The sequence below is a fragment of the Salinarchaeum sp. IM2453 genome (assembly GCF_019693215.1).
In the GTDB taxonomy this organism is placed as follows: domain Archaea; phylum Halobacteriota; class Halobacteria; order Halobacteriales; family Salinarchaeaceae; genus IM2453.
Genome location: NZ_CP081183.1, coordinates 1,904,906 through 1,921,922, shown reverse-complemented (window position 1 = coordinate 1,921,922; position 17,017 = coordinate 1,904,906). Strand labels below are relative to the sequence as shown.

General features: G+C 45.3%; 13 protein-coding genes. 8 read left to right on the top strand and 5 right to left on the bottom strand.

Annotated elements, in window-relative coordinates; translation table 11 throughout:
• Window positions 1–39: 39 nt before the first annotated feature.
• Window positions 40–432, bottom strand: a complete 393-nt coding sequence (locus K0C01_RS09250; RefSeq protein ID WP_221169424.1) for an ArsR/SmtB family transcription factor — start codon at window positions 430–432, stop codon at window positions 40–42.
• A 114-nt stretch (window positions 433–546) separates the two neighbouring features.
• On the opposite strand from K0C01_RS09250, the gene K0C01_RS09245 reads away from it, so the two are divergent.
• Window positions 547–822, top strand: a complete 276-nt coding sequence (locus K0C01_RS09245) for a DUF8015 family protein (protein ID WP_221169423.1) — start codon at window positions 547–549, stop codon at window positions 820–822.
• Between the two features lie 141 nt (window positions 823–963).
• Here the strand turns inward: K0C01_RS09245 and K0C01_RS09240 are convergent, their stop codons facing one another.
• The 3 genes from K0C01_RS09240 to K0C01_RS09230 form a co-directional block, all read right to left on the bottom strand.
• The gene (locus K0C01_RS09240; RefSeq protein ID WP_221169422.1) at window positions 964–1,809 is read right to left on the bottom strand and encodes a deoxyribonuclease IV; all 846 of its coding nucleotides are present in this window, start codon (window positions 1,807–1,809) and stop codon (window positions 964–966) included.
• A 78-nt stretch (window positions 1,810–1,887) separates the two neighbouring features.
• Complete coding sequence (gene ligA / locus K0C01_RS09235; RefSeq protein WP_221169421.1) at window positions 1,888–3,993, bottom strand: NAD-dependent DNA ligase LigA; 2,106 nt, start codon at window positions 3,991–3,993, stop codon at window positions 1,888–1,890.
• A 112-nt stretch (window positions 3,994–4,105) separates the two neighbouring features.
• Window positions 4,106–7,015: an oligosaccharyl transferase, archaeosortase A system-associated gene (locus K0C01_RS09230; protein WP_221169420.1), complete on the bottom strand. Its 2,910-nt coding sequence runs from the start codon at window positions 7,013–7,015 to the stop codon at window positions 4,106–4,108.
• Between the two features lie 293 nt (window positions 7,016–7,308).
• On the opposite strand from K0C01_RS09230, the gene K0C01_RS09225 reads away from it, so the two are divergent.
• A complete protein-coding gene (locus K0C01_RS09225; protein WP_221169419.1) occupies window positions 7,309–8,238 on the top strand; it encodes a glycosyltransferase in 930 nt (309 codons plus the stop codon).
• Here the strand turns inward: K0C01_RS09225 and K0C01_RS09220 are convergent.
• Window positions 8,231–8,977, bottom strand: a complete 747-nt coding sequence (locus tag K0C01_RS09220) for a class I SAM-dependent methyltransferase (RefSeq protein ID WP_221169418.1) — start codon at window positions 8,975–8,977, stop codon at window positions 8,231–8,233. The genes K0C01_RS09225 and K0C01_RS09220 overlap by 8 nt on opposite strands.
• 294 nt (window positions 8,978–9,271) lie before the next feature.
• Between K0C01_RS09220 and K0C01_RS09215 the strand changes: the two genes are divergently transcribed.
• The 6 genes from K0C01_RS09215 to K0C01_RS09190 all read left to right on the top strand — a co-directional run bounded on the left by K0C01_RS09215 (window position 9,272) and on the right by K0C01_RS09190 (window position 16,710).
• Window positions 9,272–10,429: a glycosyltransferase family 4 protein gene (locus K0C01_RS09215; protein ID WP_221169417.1), complete on the top strand. Its 1,158-nt coding sequence runs from the start codon at window positions 9,272–9,274 to the stop codon at window positions 10,427–10,429.
• A 238-nt stretch (window positions 10,430–10,667) separates the two neighbouring features.
• A complete protein-coding gene (locus K0C01_RS09210; protein ID WP_221169416.1) occupies window positions 10,668–11,228 on the top strand; it encodes a ParB N-terminal domain-containing protein in 561 nt (186 codons plus the stop codon).
• Between the two features lie 90 nt (window positions 11,229–11,318).
• Window positions 11,319–12,476 (top strand): glycosyltransferase, encoded by a 1,158-nt coding sequence (locus K0C01_RS09205; RefSeq protein WP_221169415.1) that lies wholly within the window; start codon window positions 11,319–11,321, stop codon window positions 12,474–12,476.
• A 98-nt stretch (window positions 12,477–12,574) separates the two neighbouring features.
• Complete coding sequence (locus K0C01_RS09200) at window positions 12,575–14,044, top strand: ATPase domain-containing protein (protein WP_221169414.1); 1,470 nt, start codon at window positions 12,575–12,577, stop codon at window positions 14,042–14,044.
• Window positions 14,045–14,053: 9 nt separating this feature from the next.
• Window positions 14,054–15,202 carry a sensor histidine kinase gene (locus K0C01_RS09195; RefSeq protein ID WP_221169413.1) on the top strand — a complete coding sequence of 383 codons (1,149 nt, stop codon included), beginning with the start codon at window positions 14,054–14,056 and terminating at the stop codon, window positions 15,200–15,202.
• Window positions 15,199–16,710, top strand: a complete 1,512-nt coding sequence (locus tag K0C01_RS09190; protein ID WP_221169412.1) for a sensor histidine kinase — start codon at window positions 15,199–15,201, stop codon at window positions 16,708–16,710. The genes K0C01_RS09195 and K0C01_RS09190 overlap by 4 nt, the downstream gene beginning before the upstream one ends.
• Window positions 16,711–17,017 lie beyond the last annotated feature (307 nt).

The window sequence follows — 17,017 nt, the reverse complement described above, 5'->3', positions numbered from 1 at the left end:
CGCCTTCGGTCTATGTGCTATTGATGCGGGCAATAGACACTAAACTGATCCTTCAAGTGCCTGAACGATTGCCTTACCGCGGTCAGTTAGTGAATACATTCGCCATCTACCTTCTTTTCTCCTATCGATTACGTCTGCATCAGTGAGTTTCGAAAGGGCATGACTGACAGCGCTTTCGCTTACAGAAAGAAGAGGGGTGATCTCGCAGACACATAACTCATCCTCTGCTTCTGATAAAATCTGCACAATTTGATATCGAGTCTCATCACCAACGGCGGCTAGAATTTGAACGTGCTCAGTTACCTGTGATTCGTCAATTCCTGACTGGAGTTGTCGTAATTCGGTGATCCGGTTCTGTGCGTCCTCCGTTCGGCATGCGTTGACCTCAGTTTCTTCCAGATAACGACAGAGCCGCTCTGTACCTTCTGCCATATGAATCTATACTTGATAAGTAATAATAAACGTTCAGTCTGAAGAACAGATATATGATCCCGAGTAATATTTGGAATCACTCTTTTGTATAGTCAGACTTTAGCTAAATATAGGATGTCTAATCATTTCATTCCTCGAAGCTTAGATGATATTGATTACTATGATGCTTTATTAGCCGGGATAATCATCGCACTTGGAGCTGGAGCATCGCTTAGCATACATGAGTCAGTCGCTTTGTATCATGGGCTTGCTGCTGGAAGTGTAGTTGCAACAATTATTCTTTTTGAGATCATTTTCCGAAATCCGCCAGTTGGAAGGTCAGCTACAAAACAGGGTCTATCAGCAATTGTGATGGCGGCTTGGGTCATCACGATACTGTTAGCAGTGTGAGCTACTGAACTCAGTTGATTGTTATCTGCAGGCGGAGCAGGCCGAGTATCTTGGATCCCAGTCCTGGAGCAATCCAATAAGTGACCGGTGGACCGGACAAGGCTATGCTTTAGAATCCCACGAATGGAATAAGCCTATAACTTATGTATCGTACAGTGATTGTATCTGTGAAATATTCCAAGCATATCCCTTTTCGTCGACAGGGGTCTCTAGCACCATCGGCAGATCAGTAAAGGCGTCATGATTGATTAGTTTACTAAAGCCTGTTGTGCCAATTTGTCCTTTGCCAATGTGCTGGTGTTCATCTTTATTTGAACCACACGGATGTTTTGAGTCATTTAGGTGTAAATACTGAATAGCATCCAGACCGACGGTTTGCTCGATTTCTCCGACCATTTCGGTCAGTCCAGTGGTTGTTGTAAAGTCATACCCTGCGGCGTACAGGTGACAACTGTCAATACAAACCCCAAGTTGGTCATTGTCGATTTCTGATCGGATTCGCATTTCCTGTAGTTGCTGGAAAGTACTTCCAAGGGAAGTACCTCCACCGGCGGTATTTTCAAGTAAAACTGTCATACCGTCAGGGATATCAAGCTCTGAAAGACGCGATCCGATGTTCCTTATTCCTTTTTCAACACCTGCACCGGTGTGAGCCCCAGGGTGGAAAGTATAATAATCTATACCGAGCTTTGACGCTTTGTTTAGTTCTTCCTGCACAGTCGCTACCGACTTCTCTGCAAGGTCATCATTGGGTGTTGCAAAATTAATAAGATACGTGCCGTGTACGATCCATGGTCTAACATCTTCAGTTGCCTGCAGCTCAGCGAATGCAGTAGCATCGCTTGAGTCAACACTGCTAACAGACCATGTTCTCGGTGATCCAACAAATACCTGACCACAGTTCCCGCCGTATTCTTGTATCTGTGATACTGCTGCTGGAAATCCATCTGCAATCGATACGTGAGCACCAACGCGCTGTCTCGACATATCTTTCTGTAGTATTCGGATAGAATTAAGCGATTTGCACCGACATTCTTGTCAAGTGCGAAGAACAAGTTTTTCTCGTTAGTATTCAGAGGAAGTCAGGACGCTTTCCTGCTCGAGAAGTGTAAGAAACTGGTCTTCATCAATTTGCGTAACGTCATTTTCATTGGCATCACTGATTTTACGGCTACCTGGATTGTCCCCAGTCACGAGATAATCTGTATTTCCAGAGACAGAAGACGTTGCTCGGGCCCCGTGTGATTCGACTAATTCTTGAGCTTCATCTCTTGTGTATTGGTCAAGGGCCCCTGTGAAAACAAACGTCAGTCCGTCTAATTCTGCACTCACCGTCTGTTCTGCTGGTTCAGGGCGTACTCCTTGGTTTAATAGTCGCATAATCTCTGTCTGGTTATGTTCTGTATCAAAAAATTCCACAATAGTGTTTGCGGTTTTCTGTCCGATTCCCTCCACGGCTTTAAGTTGCCCTTGTGTGGCATTCATAAATGCGTCAAACGTCGTAAATTCTGAGGCAAGATCTTGTGCAACAGTTGGACCAACGCCTCGAATACCTATTGCTGCGATAAAATCAGAGAGGGGAGGTGACTTGCTTGACTCAATTGCATCCAGTAGGTTTTTTGCACTTTTTGTTCCCCATCCATCAAGTCCAGTCAGGTCCTGCACAGAGATAGCGTAAAGATCCGCAATTCCATCTTCAATTAATTTGGCTTCATAAAGTTGTTTGGCTGTTTGTTCCCCCAGTCCCTCAATGTCAAGTCCTGCATCACTAGCGTAATGAGTAACTGCCCGCACGAGTTGTCGATCGCAGGCCATCCCTCCCGTGCAGAAGGCCATTGGGCCATCTCGTTCAATTGGGCTTCCACAAGCAGGACATCGGTCCGGAAATTGATACTGTGGTCCCTGATGTTCCAGTACATCGGTTACCTGTGGGATAACATCGCCTGCCCGTGTGATCTTTACTTTGTCACCTATGCCAACACCGAGTTCTTCGATTTGAGCAGGGTTATGTAAGCTTGCTCGAGAAACAGTTACGCCACCGACATCAACCGGATCCAATAAAGCGACCGGTGTTAACCGGCCAGTGCGGCCAACCTGGACAATAATCTCCCGGAGTATCGTCTCTTCTGTCCTTGGAGGAAACTTGTACGCGAATGCCCATCGATAGTGTCTTGAAGTAGCTCCTAACTCCTCACATAGCGATCGGTCGTTGACTTTGATAACGACCCCGTCAATTTCATAGTTTAATGAGTCCCGCTGATCAAGTAAATCATCACGGTATGCAATTGCCTCCTCAATACTTTCTACGTGTGAAGCTAGTTCAGTCGTACGTAGTCCCCAGTTTGGAAGGTTCTCGTGTAGTTTTGCGTGGGTTTCAACTGGTTTAGTTGCCCATTGTTCTGTCTCTCTGATTGCTAGTACATCAAAGAAAAAGCAAGAGAGTGGACGTTCAGCGACAGTTGATGGATCAAGTTGTCTGAGCGTACCAGCCGCAGCGTTCCGTGGATTAGCAAACGGATCCTTTCCAGATTCCATGCGCTCTTTGTTGAGTTTTTGAAATCCGTCACGAGGCATATATATCTCTCCTCGAACAGCAAGATACTCTGGATGTTCTCCACGTAATCGCAATGGGACATGGGGGATGGTCTTTACATTCTCAGTAATGTCATCCCCAACGCTCCCATCACCGCGTGTCGCAGCGCGAGAAAGTGTTCCATTTTCGTAAATAACTTCTACCGATAGCCCATCAAACTTCGGTTCACAAAAAAAAGAGATATCTCGTTGTGTATCACCAATATCTTTAGACACCCGGTTTGCCCAATTCCTGACTGCTGCAGAATCACCATCCGAGTCGATGGACAGCATTGGGCGTATATGCTCGACATCCGGCAAGCTGTCAACCGGTTTACCACCTACTCGTTGGGTCGGGCTATTTGGCGTAGACAGGTCGAAAGTGTCCTCCAGCGTTTGTAATCGGTTAAACAACTTATCGTATGTTCGATCTGCAATAACGGGATTATTTTCAATGTAGTACTTGAAGTCATGATATCGAATCGCCTCGCGGAGCAGTTGAGCTTGTTCTCTAGCTGTGTCCGGATTAAGGGATTCTGTGGGAGTGAAATCGGTATCAGGAGACGTGATATATGGGTTCTCGTCAGGTTGCTTGACCATACATCTACTTATATAATAAACCAAATAAATGGTCGTTTACCGGATTGACCGCGATGGATTTCTTCAGAGTCGGGTCCCGGGCCACTTGTACAGTTTTACCGGTAGGTGGACGCTATTCAAACACCGATATTTCTGCTGTATCACTATCGTCCTCACTTTCAATCATCAGTTCTGCTCCATCGTCAGTAAGATCAACGTCGAGTTCAAACGTGTGTGTCTCACTCTCCAGAGCGGCTAAGTCGAACTCTTCGCTGCTTTGCTCTTCACCATCTAGTGAGGCAGTGATTGTTTGCTCAGTACCAAGACTGCCAACGTTTTCAATATCAACAACTGCGGTCAGGTTTTCGTCATTAGTCTTATTGACGTCAAGGTTACTTTCATTCCGGTCGATATCGACCGTGACGTTTGCTGGTTCGAATTCGACTGATTGCGTTTTTCCAAATTGTACATCTGACTCGTTAACGGCAACGTTAGCTTGTTTTACAAGGTCACCAGTTTCATTTTCTACGTTTACTTGATAACTGTCGCCGAGTGGGGTGATGGCAGATTCTGCAAAGCCATCATCGGGTCCATACTCCTCGTTTGATGGATATGGGACAGTAAGCTCGAACTCACCATTTTCATCAGGCTCGGCGGTTTGTGAGTACTCAAACGTTCTAGCGGTATCCGAGAACAGTTCAAGCTCTGCCGTGATGGTTGCTTCTTCTACATCAACCTCGGATAGATTTCCAACCTCACCAGTGAGCGTTGCCCCGTCTACCCGTTCAAACAGCTTTGTTGCTGAATAGGCGTCATCGTCATCTTCAAACACGTATGGGCCTTCATATAGTTCTCCTGTTTGTGGATCACCGTATTCCTCATGCAGAGGTCCTTCGTCAGTCATCTGGACGTTTGACCAGTATGGGCTTTCCTTTACCAGACGATAGTTTTCTAGCCCATCTGCATCATCGTAGTATAACTCAGCAATCATCGTTGATTCATACTTCTCCACATCGAACCCATCATCGATGTTGAAGTTATCGGTTCTCTGAGCGATTGCCGGGAAGATCCCTCCGACATCTCGGTCATGAATGGAGACATACTGAATTGGTTCCATTTCACTCTCATCGACATTTTCTAGCTCATTCTGTAATTCTTCCTTGCTCAGATCGGATGGGTCCGATACATCCGCAGCAATTGCATCAAGAAGTAACTCAGCCTTTTCTTCATCAGTTTCTGTCAGGTACGTTGCTGAAGTCTCTACATTGTGCTGGAATGGATTTGAATGTGGAGGCCGTTCAGCCTGTGTAGTGAGGAGATGGCCATAATCCCACCATGACATCACTCCATACGCACCCTCTGGATAGTCAAAGTTTGAGTCTTCAGGGATATCATAGTCTCCATAGTAATCAATCTCATCAGCGTTAGATGCGTTACCATAGTTTCCAACTTCTGGCGTATTATCATTCATCCAGTCATAGACAGGCTCTCCTTTTTCAGTGTAGGTTGCTGGGCCAGTTGCCCCACTTCGGTCGATAACGTTGTGATCGGCTACTGGTGGAAGCAAGGGTACAACGAGTAACATTAGAAGGACAACTATCGTCAATACTTGGTAAGTTTCTATGTCACGAACTGACGAAACTGCCCGATCTAAATTAATGAGCTCGACCGCCTTCCCGACGAGATAAGCATTTAATACAGCTACCCCAAGGGCAGTGTAGTAGTTAAACCGGGTTTGTGTGATACCCATCGAGAGCGTCATTGCAGCCCAGACTCCAATAAAGAGATAAATAGGCTTGTTAGAGTCCCGTCCAAATAAGAAGGCTACGGCCACTAATGCACTGAAAAAGGCAAGCCCGTGTTCTCCGAAAAGGATTGAAGGACTTGGTGGCTGAGCTTCAGCGACAATGCCGATGCTTCCGCCAGGAAGGATGAATAGCGGGAAGACAGTATCAAGATTACCTACCAACGTGTCGTATAAATCAGGAAGAACAAGGTATAGCGACAATAGCCCTCCAATGATTATTCCAGCAATAGCAACAGGATAACCTCTATCTCCGTAATCTGTTGTATTCCACCACCTAGAGAACCAAGCCATGAATAATGATCCACCAGCTACGAGCAATGCGAATATCGGCGGCAAATAGTCCATCGTTGTGCGGCTAAAGCCTGGTTCCTGTATCAACAGTGCAGTTCCAACAGCAACGACAGCCATACTCACTGTTGCAACAAACGCAATGTGATCTGGGGGCTGTCTCCGCATATGATCGAGAAGAATTTGTACAACAACGTAGATACCAAATATACCAATGAGGACAATGCCTGGTGGCCACGTCCAGATATAAATAATCATCGCAAAGCCAGCAATCGCGCTGTATATTGCTGGCCGTTTAAGCTCATCCCAGTCTCTTGCTGGGACTAGTTCCCAGATGGGTTTTTCTTCCATTGCAACACGAATTGCAAACACCAATGCAACAACTGAGACAATCATAAACAGTGCCTCGGCGGCGTGATGCTGGAACTGACCGGCGGTCATCCGATTGAAAAATTGGCCAGGAGCAACTGCAAGGAAGACAATGCCAGCAATGCCACCGATGCGCCCTCCTATCTGCTTTCCAAGATAATACACGGGAATAGCAGTAAGAGCAGCTAGTAGCGGCACGACAATTGCACCGGCAAGTAAAATTTGCTGCGAAGAGGGATCACCTCCGCCGATAATCATCGCTACAGTTGCGATCAAAAAGTCAAATAACGTGCCAAACTGACCGGTAAACGTCCCCTCTGGGAATCTCGTCCATGGATCATGTCCAATAAGCCAAGGATAGTTCTCAACCGTCCACTCCGTTGTCCGCCAGTGGTACCATGAGTCCACAGCCTGAAGCGTAAACCCATCTTCGCCGACAAGGAAGGTCTCATAATTCCGGAACCGCAGCCAGAACATGAAGAGCACGACAGCGAAGATTGTGGGGATATGATACCGCTGTCGTATCGTATCAAAGGTCGACTGATCAATGAGTTGACCTTCTTTCGTTTCAGTACTCATCGTTTTCGAGACAAGGTGATAAAATGAATAAACCTTGTTGTTTCAAGGTCATCTTACATCATCTGCTGATATAAATAAGCAATCTGAATGTTTTGAACTTTGGTGAGAGTAGGTCCAATGTACAAGCAACTAGAATGCTATCTTCTGTGGTTATTCACCATATTTATTTGATATTAGTATATTTGATGGGTGCTTACTGAGATTCTAAGATCAGATTTAGACTTTCGATGAAATATTTTATTTGCATGCCCTTTCGGTAAACTTATCGAACTAATCCACAAATAGCAAATATAATGAAGGTCTCCGTTGTCATTTGCGTATATTCAACAGATTTGTATCCGGACTTTTGTGATGCTGTTCGGAGTGTGCTTGGACAAAGTTATCCGGATATAGAGGTGGTTGCTGTTATCGATGGCAATGATAAGCTCTGCACACGCATTAGAGAAAAATGGGGATCACACGAAGACGTAATTATCCACTGCAACGAACAGAATAGAGGGCTATCTGCCAGTCGAAATGTGGGAATCAAGCGTGCTACGGGGGATATTATCGCCTTTCTTGATGATGATGCAGTTGCGGATGAGCGATGGGTAGAGGAGTTAGTAGGAACATATAAGCAAGAAGATGTTGAAGCGGTTGGGGGTAAGATGACGCCAATTTGGCCCAAAACACGTCCTGACTTTCTACCAGAAGAGTTTTTTTGGCTTGTTGGCGTCACACACCGAGGGTTCCCCGATGAAGGACCAGTTAGGAATACATTCGGATCGAACATCTCCTTTCGTAGTGAAGTGTTTGAACAAATTGGTGGCTTTAACGAGGAATTAGGTCGAAAAGGGGACAAACACGTCCAAGGAGAGGAGACAGAACTTGCAGAACGTATGCGTCAAGAAATAGACGGAACTCTCTATTATAATCCAAACGCAGAGGTTGGGCACAAAATATTCACGTACCGAACAGATCCAATTTGGTTGCTAAGTCGTGCCTTCTGGCAGGGGTATTCAAAATATGCGATGTCACGAATTCTCCCTCAGTCAGAAAAGAAGGAAGTATCTTTTCTAGCAGACTTACTTGTGCGTTATCTCCCAGACCGAGTCTATCAGATATTACGAAGTCAAGATACGACCCAAATAAAGCAGGTCGGGTCGCTGTTATTATTGACAACAGCCGTCGGAGTCGGTTATGTATATGCGATGATAAAGTACATTTACTCAGATTTCAGGTAGCCCGAGAGAGGACGGATACTCGGCGGCCCCAGCTAGTCATTATACTAAATATCCAGTCAAGGGTTCGGTCAAGTATTGATCGCTGATAAGGAGTTAAGATGGTTGACTTTATTGGCTCAAATTGGTAATACTTGAGTAAGTCAATTACTGCTCTGTAAGTTGGGGCATGAACGTGGTTAATATGACTGTCTCGGCTATAAATAGGTAAAACACCAGCTGCATACTCAGTTGATATTTCTACGTTGCGAGGTTGATAGCCGGTCAAAAGTGCAAATCGGTTAACCCAACTCCCAAGATTTGGAAAAGATATCCAGAACCACCCGTCATTTAGAAGTCGAGTCGCTTCGGAAAATAGCTGATCAAAATAACGAAGATGCTCAACAACACCAAATGAAAGTATAAGATCTACAGTATTACTCTCCAACGGGATTGTGTCTGATTCGATATTAATATCAAAAACTTCCACACCACGTCCCTGTGCTCGGGTCAGTGCAGTATCATCGATTTCAACACCATACACTTCAGACGCACTGAGATATTCTCCTAGAGCAGACACAAAACCTCCCCGATTACACCCAATATCGAGGATTGTATCAATACTGTCAGCATGCTGTTGGATGAGATCAAGCTGTGGCTTTAACGAGCCAAGGGACTGGAGTGTTGAATTTTCCTTGAGATCATCTGAAGTCAGATGTTTCTGAAAGGCTGGTGGAAACTCCTCTAAGGATGAAGTGTCCATATTATAGCATTTGCTGTCTCTGCACAGTATATTTATCGGAGTGTATCCGTTGAGTTTGACGGGAGTGCTTTTTGACCATCCAGTCAACTGCCTTGGGGTCAAGCCCCGTGGCATTCGCCTCAACTTTCTGTAAAACAGTCCGACAGACATTTTCCGTTTTCAGGACAGTATTGGGAAACCTACTCTGCGGTTAAGCTCCAGAGCAGTTGTCCTGTACCAGTTATATATACAAAGTGCGGTCAGAGAATCGTTTATATTATTATAGATAGGGCTTCAAGCAATGATGTAAAACCAATGTCTGTCGGATCCTGCCGTGAGGATTATCCTGACGTATGCGTTGTTACTCATCCACTTGGTAGTGCAGGTGAAAATGCAACTCGAACGCTGTTGGAGATCCTTTCCGAGATCACCTCTGTGAAACTCATCACTGGAGACCTACCGCGTGACTCATCGATGCGTCAAGAGTACGAGATTACAGAGATTACTGACGAGAGTCCGAGAGAATCAATTCCGTTCGCTGCGGCTGAGTTCCTACATAATCAATTCCGGATGTGCAATGCAATTAGACAGACAAATGAAGAGATAATACTATTTTTTGGAGCAACATCATACATTCTTCCGATCCTGTTTGCAAAGGCTATCGGCCGGACCGTCGTTCTTGAACCACGAGGAGATGTTCCGTTAACGCTCAAATTACACTGGGAAGAACGTATTCCAACAATGCTTGCTGCAGTGCTTGCGGGAACACTCAGGCTAATAGAACATGCCGGATATCAAGCCGCTGATGGAATCATTACATATACACCGGCAATGGCAAGTGAGCTTGGACTAAATCAATATAAACATAAGCTATACCCGTCCGGTGCCCGGTACGTAGACATCACAAATTTTTCTCCAGAGATATCGTATGAAGACCGAGAGCCAGTTGTTGGGTTTCTTGGTCGCTTAGATGAAGAGAAGGGGATTGATCAATTGATAGAATTGGTTAGAAATCTCCCTGATGAGTTTACGTTTATTTTTGCTGGTGATGGAAGTAAACGAGGTGAAATAGAACAGGCATTAGAAGAAGAGATTGAACGCGGAGCCGTTGAGATGACGGGTTGGATCGATCACGACCAAGTTCCAGAAGTTCTTAACAGGATGAAATTACTTGTGCTTCCATCACAGCCGACAGAAGGGCTTCCAACCGTTATTATTGAGTCTATGGCCTGTGGAACCCCTGTTTACGCGACCCCTGTTTCAGGTGTTCCAGATGTCGTTCAAGACAACAAAACAGGGTATCACATAAAAGATCACACTCCGGAACAAATGGCGAATGTAGTCACAGAAGCGTTACGCTCAAAGACGCAAGAAGAGATGAGCCAGCGATGTAGGAAACATATTGTGAATAATTATTCAACTGATGCTGCTGTTGATCGGTACAAAAAGATATTAGAGGAATTGTCTGTGTGACTTCTCTCCGATAATGAATGTCTATCATCAACTCAAAAAGCTCAGGCGCACAATGCAGCAGGAGAGTTATTTTTATACACTTTTCCGAGTATTAGAAATTGCTACAAGCCAAGCGCCTGTGCTGTCAGGTGTATATTGGAAACTTGCACCAGAATACTACAATCAAAAGTTTGCCGAACGCTTCTCTAAGTATCAGGCACCAATTAGGCCCTGTAAGCGGATTTGGGTTGATCCGGAGATGATATCCAACCATACAAGCCGAGACATAGATGTAGGCGTCGGACGGCGAAAAGAATTCATTGGGGTTTCTGAAGGGGATTGGGATCAAAATACACGTCTATTTACAGAATCACTTCGGTACAAGTCCATTGCAGCTCGGTTCAAGCATGGAGTCCCCTGGGAAGAAACTGAATTTTTTGATCACTGTATGAGAAAAATTCAAAATAAAGGTGAATATTGGCATGGCTGTACAAGCAAAAGGGAGGTAATGAATCGCTTCGCTTATGTTGAAGACTTATATGAAAACATTAAGGAAAACGGATATAAATCACAGCCAGAGCTTCGGCCGCAGCATTCTGCGACAGATTATGTAGATGAGCTATTAAATGAAATACTGGTTGATATTGGACGTGATGGAGAGTTTCTATTTGTCGATGGTCGACACAGGCTTGCTATTGCGAAGATACTTGGACTTGAAAAGGTTCCAGTTGTGATTGATCATAGACATAAGCGATGGATGGAAAAGCGTGATCAATACTATCTGGATCAACGCTATATACACCCAGACATACCCCGTTAATTTTATCTCAGATTAAGACCGGGGCCATTTACCTTGCTTTTCTCTGTAATCCATCAATTATTGTATGTTCCAGCCAGAAAATCCCAAGTATTGAGTATACCATCGAAGAAGTTTGAAGAAATGGACATCACGGATAAGCAAATCGCTCTGCATGTGCCGACATTAGTTGGAGGGGGCGCAGAACGTGTTATGATTAACCTAGCAAATGAGTATGCTAAGCGGGGGCTAAATGTTGAGATGGTTCTTTACCGAAAAGAGGGTGAGCACCTTTCAGAACTCGTACCCGAAGTGAGATGTATAGGACTAGAAGGAAAAAAAGCACCAGTCTATTCCGCGATGGGTTCACTTGTTCCGTTACGTGGGTATCTTAACGAACGAAACCCTGACATCTTCCTTTCTGGGTTAACACGAGCAAATGCTGTCGCTATTCTCGCTAGGGCAACAACAAATGTAGACACCCGTTTAATCGTAACTGAACATAATCACTTAGCAAGCACAGTTGCTGGAGCAGATCTACGACGGCTTCAGATGCTTCCGATAATCGCCAGAGTGACTTATCCGTTCGCTGATGAAATACTAGCTGTGTCTAACGGCGTTGCAGACAGTCTTGCAAACGTAAGTGGTCTTCCTCGTGAATCAATTCAGACAATATACAACCCAGTCGTCACAGATGAACTTCGCCAAAAGGCACAAGAACCCTGTGATCATCCATGGTTGACCTCGGAAGATGGACCTCCTGTGATCCTCGGTGCAGGAAGTCTAACACCACAGAAGAACTTCCAGATGCTGATTAAGGCATTTGAGAAGGTTCAACAGTTAACAGAAGCAAGACTGGTTATTATTAGCGAAGGAGAGCTTCGTGACCAATTAGAGAGACAAATAGACAGGTTAGGTTTAGACGACTATGTTGACCTCCCGGGTTTTGTCGATAATCCATACTCATATATGAATGCTGCAGATGTGTTTGCTTTGTCTTCTAAATGGGAGGGCCTACCAACGGTTTTAATCGAAGCCATGGCTTGTGGGACGCCTGTTGTCTCAACTGATTGTCCTAGTGGACCGTCGGAGATACTACAGGATGGAAAATATGGCCCGTTAGTGTCAGTAGATGATACGGATGGATTCGCCAATGCGCTTATCGACACATTACATTCACCACCACAGAAGGAGAAACTACAACAACGAGCGGATGATTTCTCAGTTGAGAAGGTAGCTGATGAATACTTAGATCTATTTTTCAATAGGTGAGTTGAGATCAAACAGAGTTTACTGTTTTTGGTTGCATCATAGAACGGCAATTAGTAGTTTCGTAAGACTATCAACCTATGAAATCATATATGTAGATTATGTCGACAGATTCCCGGGTTTCTACTGGAATTCCTGAACTCGATGAAATTCTTTACGGGGGATATGTCCCAAATCGTAGTGTTTTACTTCGGGGCCCCCCAGGAGCAGGGAAGACAATCTTTGGATTGCACTTCCTAGCTGCTGGATCAATTGAGAACGAATCTGGACTGTATATCAATTTAGGAGAGCCAGCAGAGTATGCTCTGCAAACAGTTGACGCATTTGGGCTGGATTTTAGCTCAGTTGAGTTTCTGGATCTTTCTCCAACTGGAAAAGACTTCCAAGATGACCAAACATACGAGTTATTCAAAGCGGCGGATGTTGAAGGTCCTCCATTAGTTGATGAAATTCGAGATACAGTTGCGGAGATTGATCCGGAGCGCGTTCTTTTGGACCCAATAACTGAGTTTCGGTATCTTACAACTGATGATCGGCAGTTTCGTAAGCAGATTCTTGGTTTTCTTGATTTTCTGGAATCTCAAGAGTCAACAGTGATGCTAACTTCACAGGCCGCTAATACAGTTAATGATGATGACTTACAGTTCCTCGCGGATGCAGTAATCACACTTAAAGACTATCCGGAACGACGAGCAATCGAGGTGTCGAAGTTTCGTGGATCAACGTACAAGCGAGGAGACCATACATTTGACATTACTGATCAAGGGATCGTCGTCTGGCCAAAGCTTTTCGCCGGCGATTATGAACGAGACTATGAAGTTGAACGGTTATCATCGGGAGTACCAGAACTGGATCAATTACTTAGTGGGGGAATAGAATCCGGTACGATCACGTACCTGACTGGTCCAACAGGTGTTGGAAAAACAACCACCGGGCTACAGTTTCTGAAAGAGGCAGCAGGTCGGGGGAAGCGATCAGTAATGTTCTCATTTGAAGAGTCAATAAATACAATACTGCGGCGGGCTGAGTCAGTAAACTTGCCCGTAGAACGAATGATGGAGCAAGAAACACTCCATATCGAAGAGATTACCCCCGGATCCATGACGGTCGATGAATTCTCTCAGCAGGTGCGGGAAGAGGTCGAAAATAATAATACTGAGGTTGTCATGATCGATGGGATTAGTGGATACAAGCAAGGACTTCGAGGCTTCGGGGATGATCCAATGGACGAATTGCTTCAAGTTGGCCGGTTTCTGAGAAACACAGGCGCAATTGGAATCATTATCAATGAAGTACATCAAATAACGGGGAGCTTCCAAGCAACTGAAGAAGGAATTAGCAATCTAGCTGATAACATTGTTTTCTTACGACATGTTGAACATCAAGGCCAACTCCGAAAGGTGATAGGAGTATTGAAGAAAAGAACAAGTGATTACGAGAAGTGGCTTCGAGAGCTAGAGATTACTGAGTATGGAATCCGTGTCGGTGAACCACTGCCAGAGCTTCGGGGGATATTAACTGGAACACCGGACTGGGACCAAGGCACGAAGGAGAATCCCGGAACAAAATAAAACATGAATATGGACAATGAGTCGGCAGATATTCTCATTCTTATTAAAGACACTGGGAACTATCAAGTGCTGAAAGAGTGGTTACGTGAAAAAGATCGATTTAATATAGTGTTACCATCAGAAGACATTGCGTCGAAAGAATTTGACCTCTGTGTCCTTGATCGACAAGGACTTATAGAGAACGAAGAGTTGCTTCGCGATCGAAAATATGATCGGGGGTATATACCATATCTTCTAGTCCTACCCGAATCTATTGCTAGTAAAACAGTAGAGTACTTGCCGAATGACATAGATAAGATTGTTGATGATATTCTTCAGACGCCATTGCGACCGATGGCACTTTCGAAACGGATTAACATGGCACTACAAGTCAGTAAACAAGCAGGTCATCTTAGTGAAACAAACAAGCGACTTCGGATTATCAATCGCATTACACGGCACGATATTCGGAATGACATGGCAGTAATTCAAGGTTGGGCTAAGGAGCTCAGACCGCATTTGAATGAGAAGGGGATTCCAATGCTTGAGAATGTTATTGCCGGTAGTGAGCACGTAGTTGGCCTTACAGAGTCGCTTCGAGATGTGATTCAGACATTTGACCGGGACAACAGAAACTATGTTTCAATTGACCTCCACAAGCAGCTGGGTGAAGTTATTAACCGTCGCCGTGAAGTTCATAGCCATGCACAAATAGAATACAATCCCGGGTCAGTACATCCAACAATCCGAGCAGATGAGTTACTTACCTCAGTATTTCGAAATCTAATCGACAATGCCGTCGAACACAATCCAAAGGACACGCCTCGTGTTTGGATACAAACTGATGTCAAAAAAGCTCGGGCAAGTGTTACGGTTGCAGATGATGGACCAGGGATTCCCCCTGAGCATCGAGAGGCTGTCCGAGGTCGAGCTGAAGGAGGGTTAGATCACCCGGCGGCAGGTCTTGGTCTGTATCTAGTTGATACTCTTGTTACAGACTATGGAGGTACAATGCAGATAGCAAACAGGGAGGAGGGAGGAACAAGCGTATGTGTTACACTTCCAGTCATCGAGCCAGAAAGAGACAAAACAACCAAGCAGTCGGAGGTCCCTACACATCAACATAGAAGGACCCAACGAAGTGATGCGGATTCAGATGACGAAGGGCCCGAACAATGACAAAAAATCGTTCTCAAAGACTGACTTTCGGAGAGACAGAAGAAATCGGGACGTCCGATAACCCCGCCAAGATATATCCACTACTCGCTGATGAGGGTAACAAGCGATTGCTGATCAATTGGATTGAAGGACACACTGAATACTCAGTCATTTCTTCAGATGTCGAACTTTCGAAAGCTGATTTTGACCTCTGTATACTTGATGTAGAGGCATTTCAGGCATATGCTGACGAGCTTGAGAGACAAAAAAAAGAATGTGAACCAATCCAATTACCGTACTTACTTTTGCTTTCAGAGAAGGATAGGAAGTTACTAGAAAGCGACCGTCGTAACCTTATTGATAACGTTGTCTGGCGGAATGTAGATGAGATTATCGAGCTTCCTCTTGGACAGGCTGAGTTGTATTGGCGGGTCGAATCACTGCTTCGAATTCGAGCTCAGTCAATTGAACTTGCGGATAGAGAGGGTCGATATCGATCTATCGTGCAAGATGTGCTCAACAGTGTAGATATTGGATTGGTTTTGTTTGATTCAGAAGATCGGGTTGCGTGGGGCAACGACGCCACCGAGTCAATGTTCAAATTTGAGACAGAGGAAATTCTTGACCTATCGGCAGATGCATTATTTGATGAATATATACAACCTGTTGTCTCAGGACCAAAGCAATTTGAGGATCGGTACGTAACTACATTTGCACTCGATGAATCAGTTGGCGTTCCAGATTTCCAAATAAAGGACAAATCTGATCGATGGTTTACTGGACGTAGTGATCCGATTACTGTCGGGGCATTAGCCGGAGGACGTATACACCAGTACTGGGAAGTGACTCGACAGAAGGAAAGCAAGCAACAGTTATCGATTGTTGACCGTGTGCTGAGACATAACCTTAGAAATGAGCTTACCGTCATTCGGGGACGTGCTGAAGAGATTCAAACAGCCGTATCTGGTGACCCCAGCACACAGGCACAGCAAATCATTGAGGACTGTAACTCATTACTTGATACAGCCGAAAAATCGAGAAATATCACAAATATTCTCTCTGTGGACAGTACTCCGGTTCAAATCTCGGTTGGGCCGATAATATCAGATGCCGTGGATAAAATAGGAGAGCGGTACCCCAATGCTGAAATCAATACTAAACTAAATTCTCCAGGAGTTGTGCATGCTCTTCCAGAGCTACAAGATGCAATTGAAGAACTCCTTGTGAATGCGATTGTGCACGCTGGAGAAGACACACCTAAACTGAGTGTTACTGTAGAAAAGAACAAAAACACTACAGAAATTACAGTCGAAGATAATGGCCCTGGACTGCCTGCGATGGATCAAACAGTCCTACAAAGTGGCGAAGAAGTCGACGACCTGTATCACGGTAGTGGACTTGGAATGTGGCTTGTCCACCTAATCGTTCGTCGTTCACGGGGAACAGTGACTGTAACGACACCTGATGAATCTGGAACAACAATTACGATTAGTCTTCCACGAGACCCAGATACAGACGCCAGATTCTAAACAAAAAGCAGCGCGATTTCCCCGCCCCACCGTGGGCGGGGGTGAAACGCGTCCGCCTGGCTGCGTCCCTGTTTTTAACTGCCGGGACGCCCTACGACAGTTTGGAACCCACGTTATCGGCCTCGCAAAACCCGCGCGCTCACTTCGGGGTAAGACGCGGTGCGCCGGGCCTGTGTCGCGCCCTCGTGAAGGGGCAGACGCCCACGGATACACCCGCCACGGCAGCAACAGACGACCTCCGTTGCGGTGGCACTCTCGGTGTGTTCGGGTGTCATTGGTTCCACGCGAGTCCCGGCAGGGACGAGCG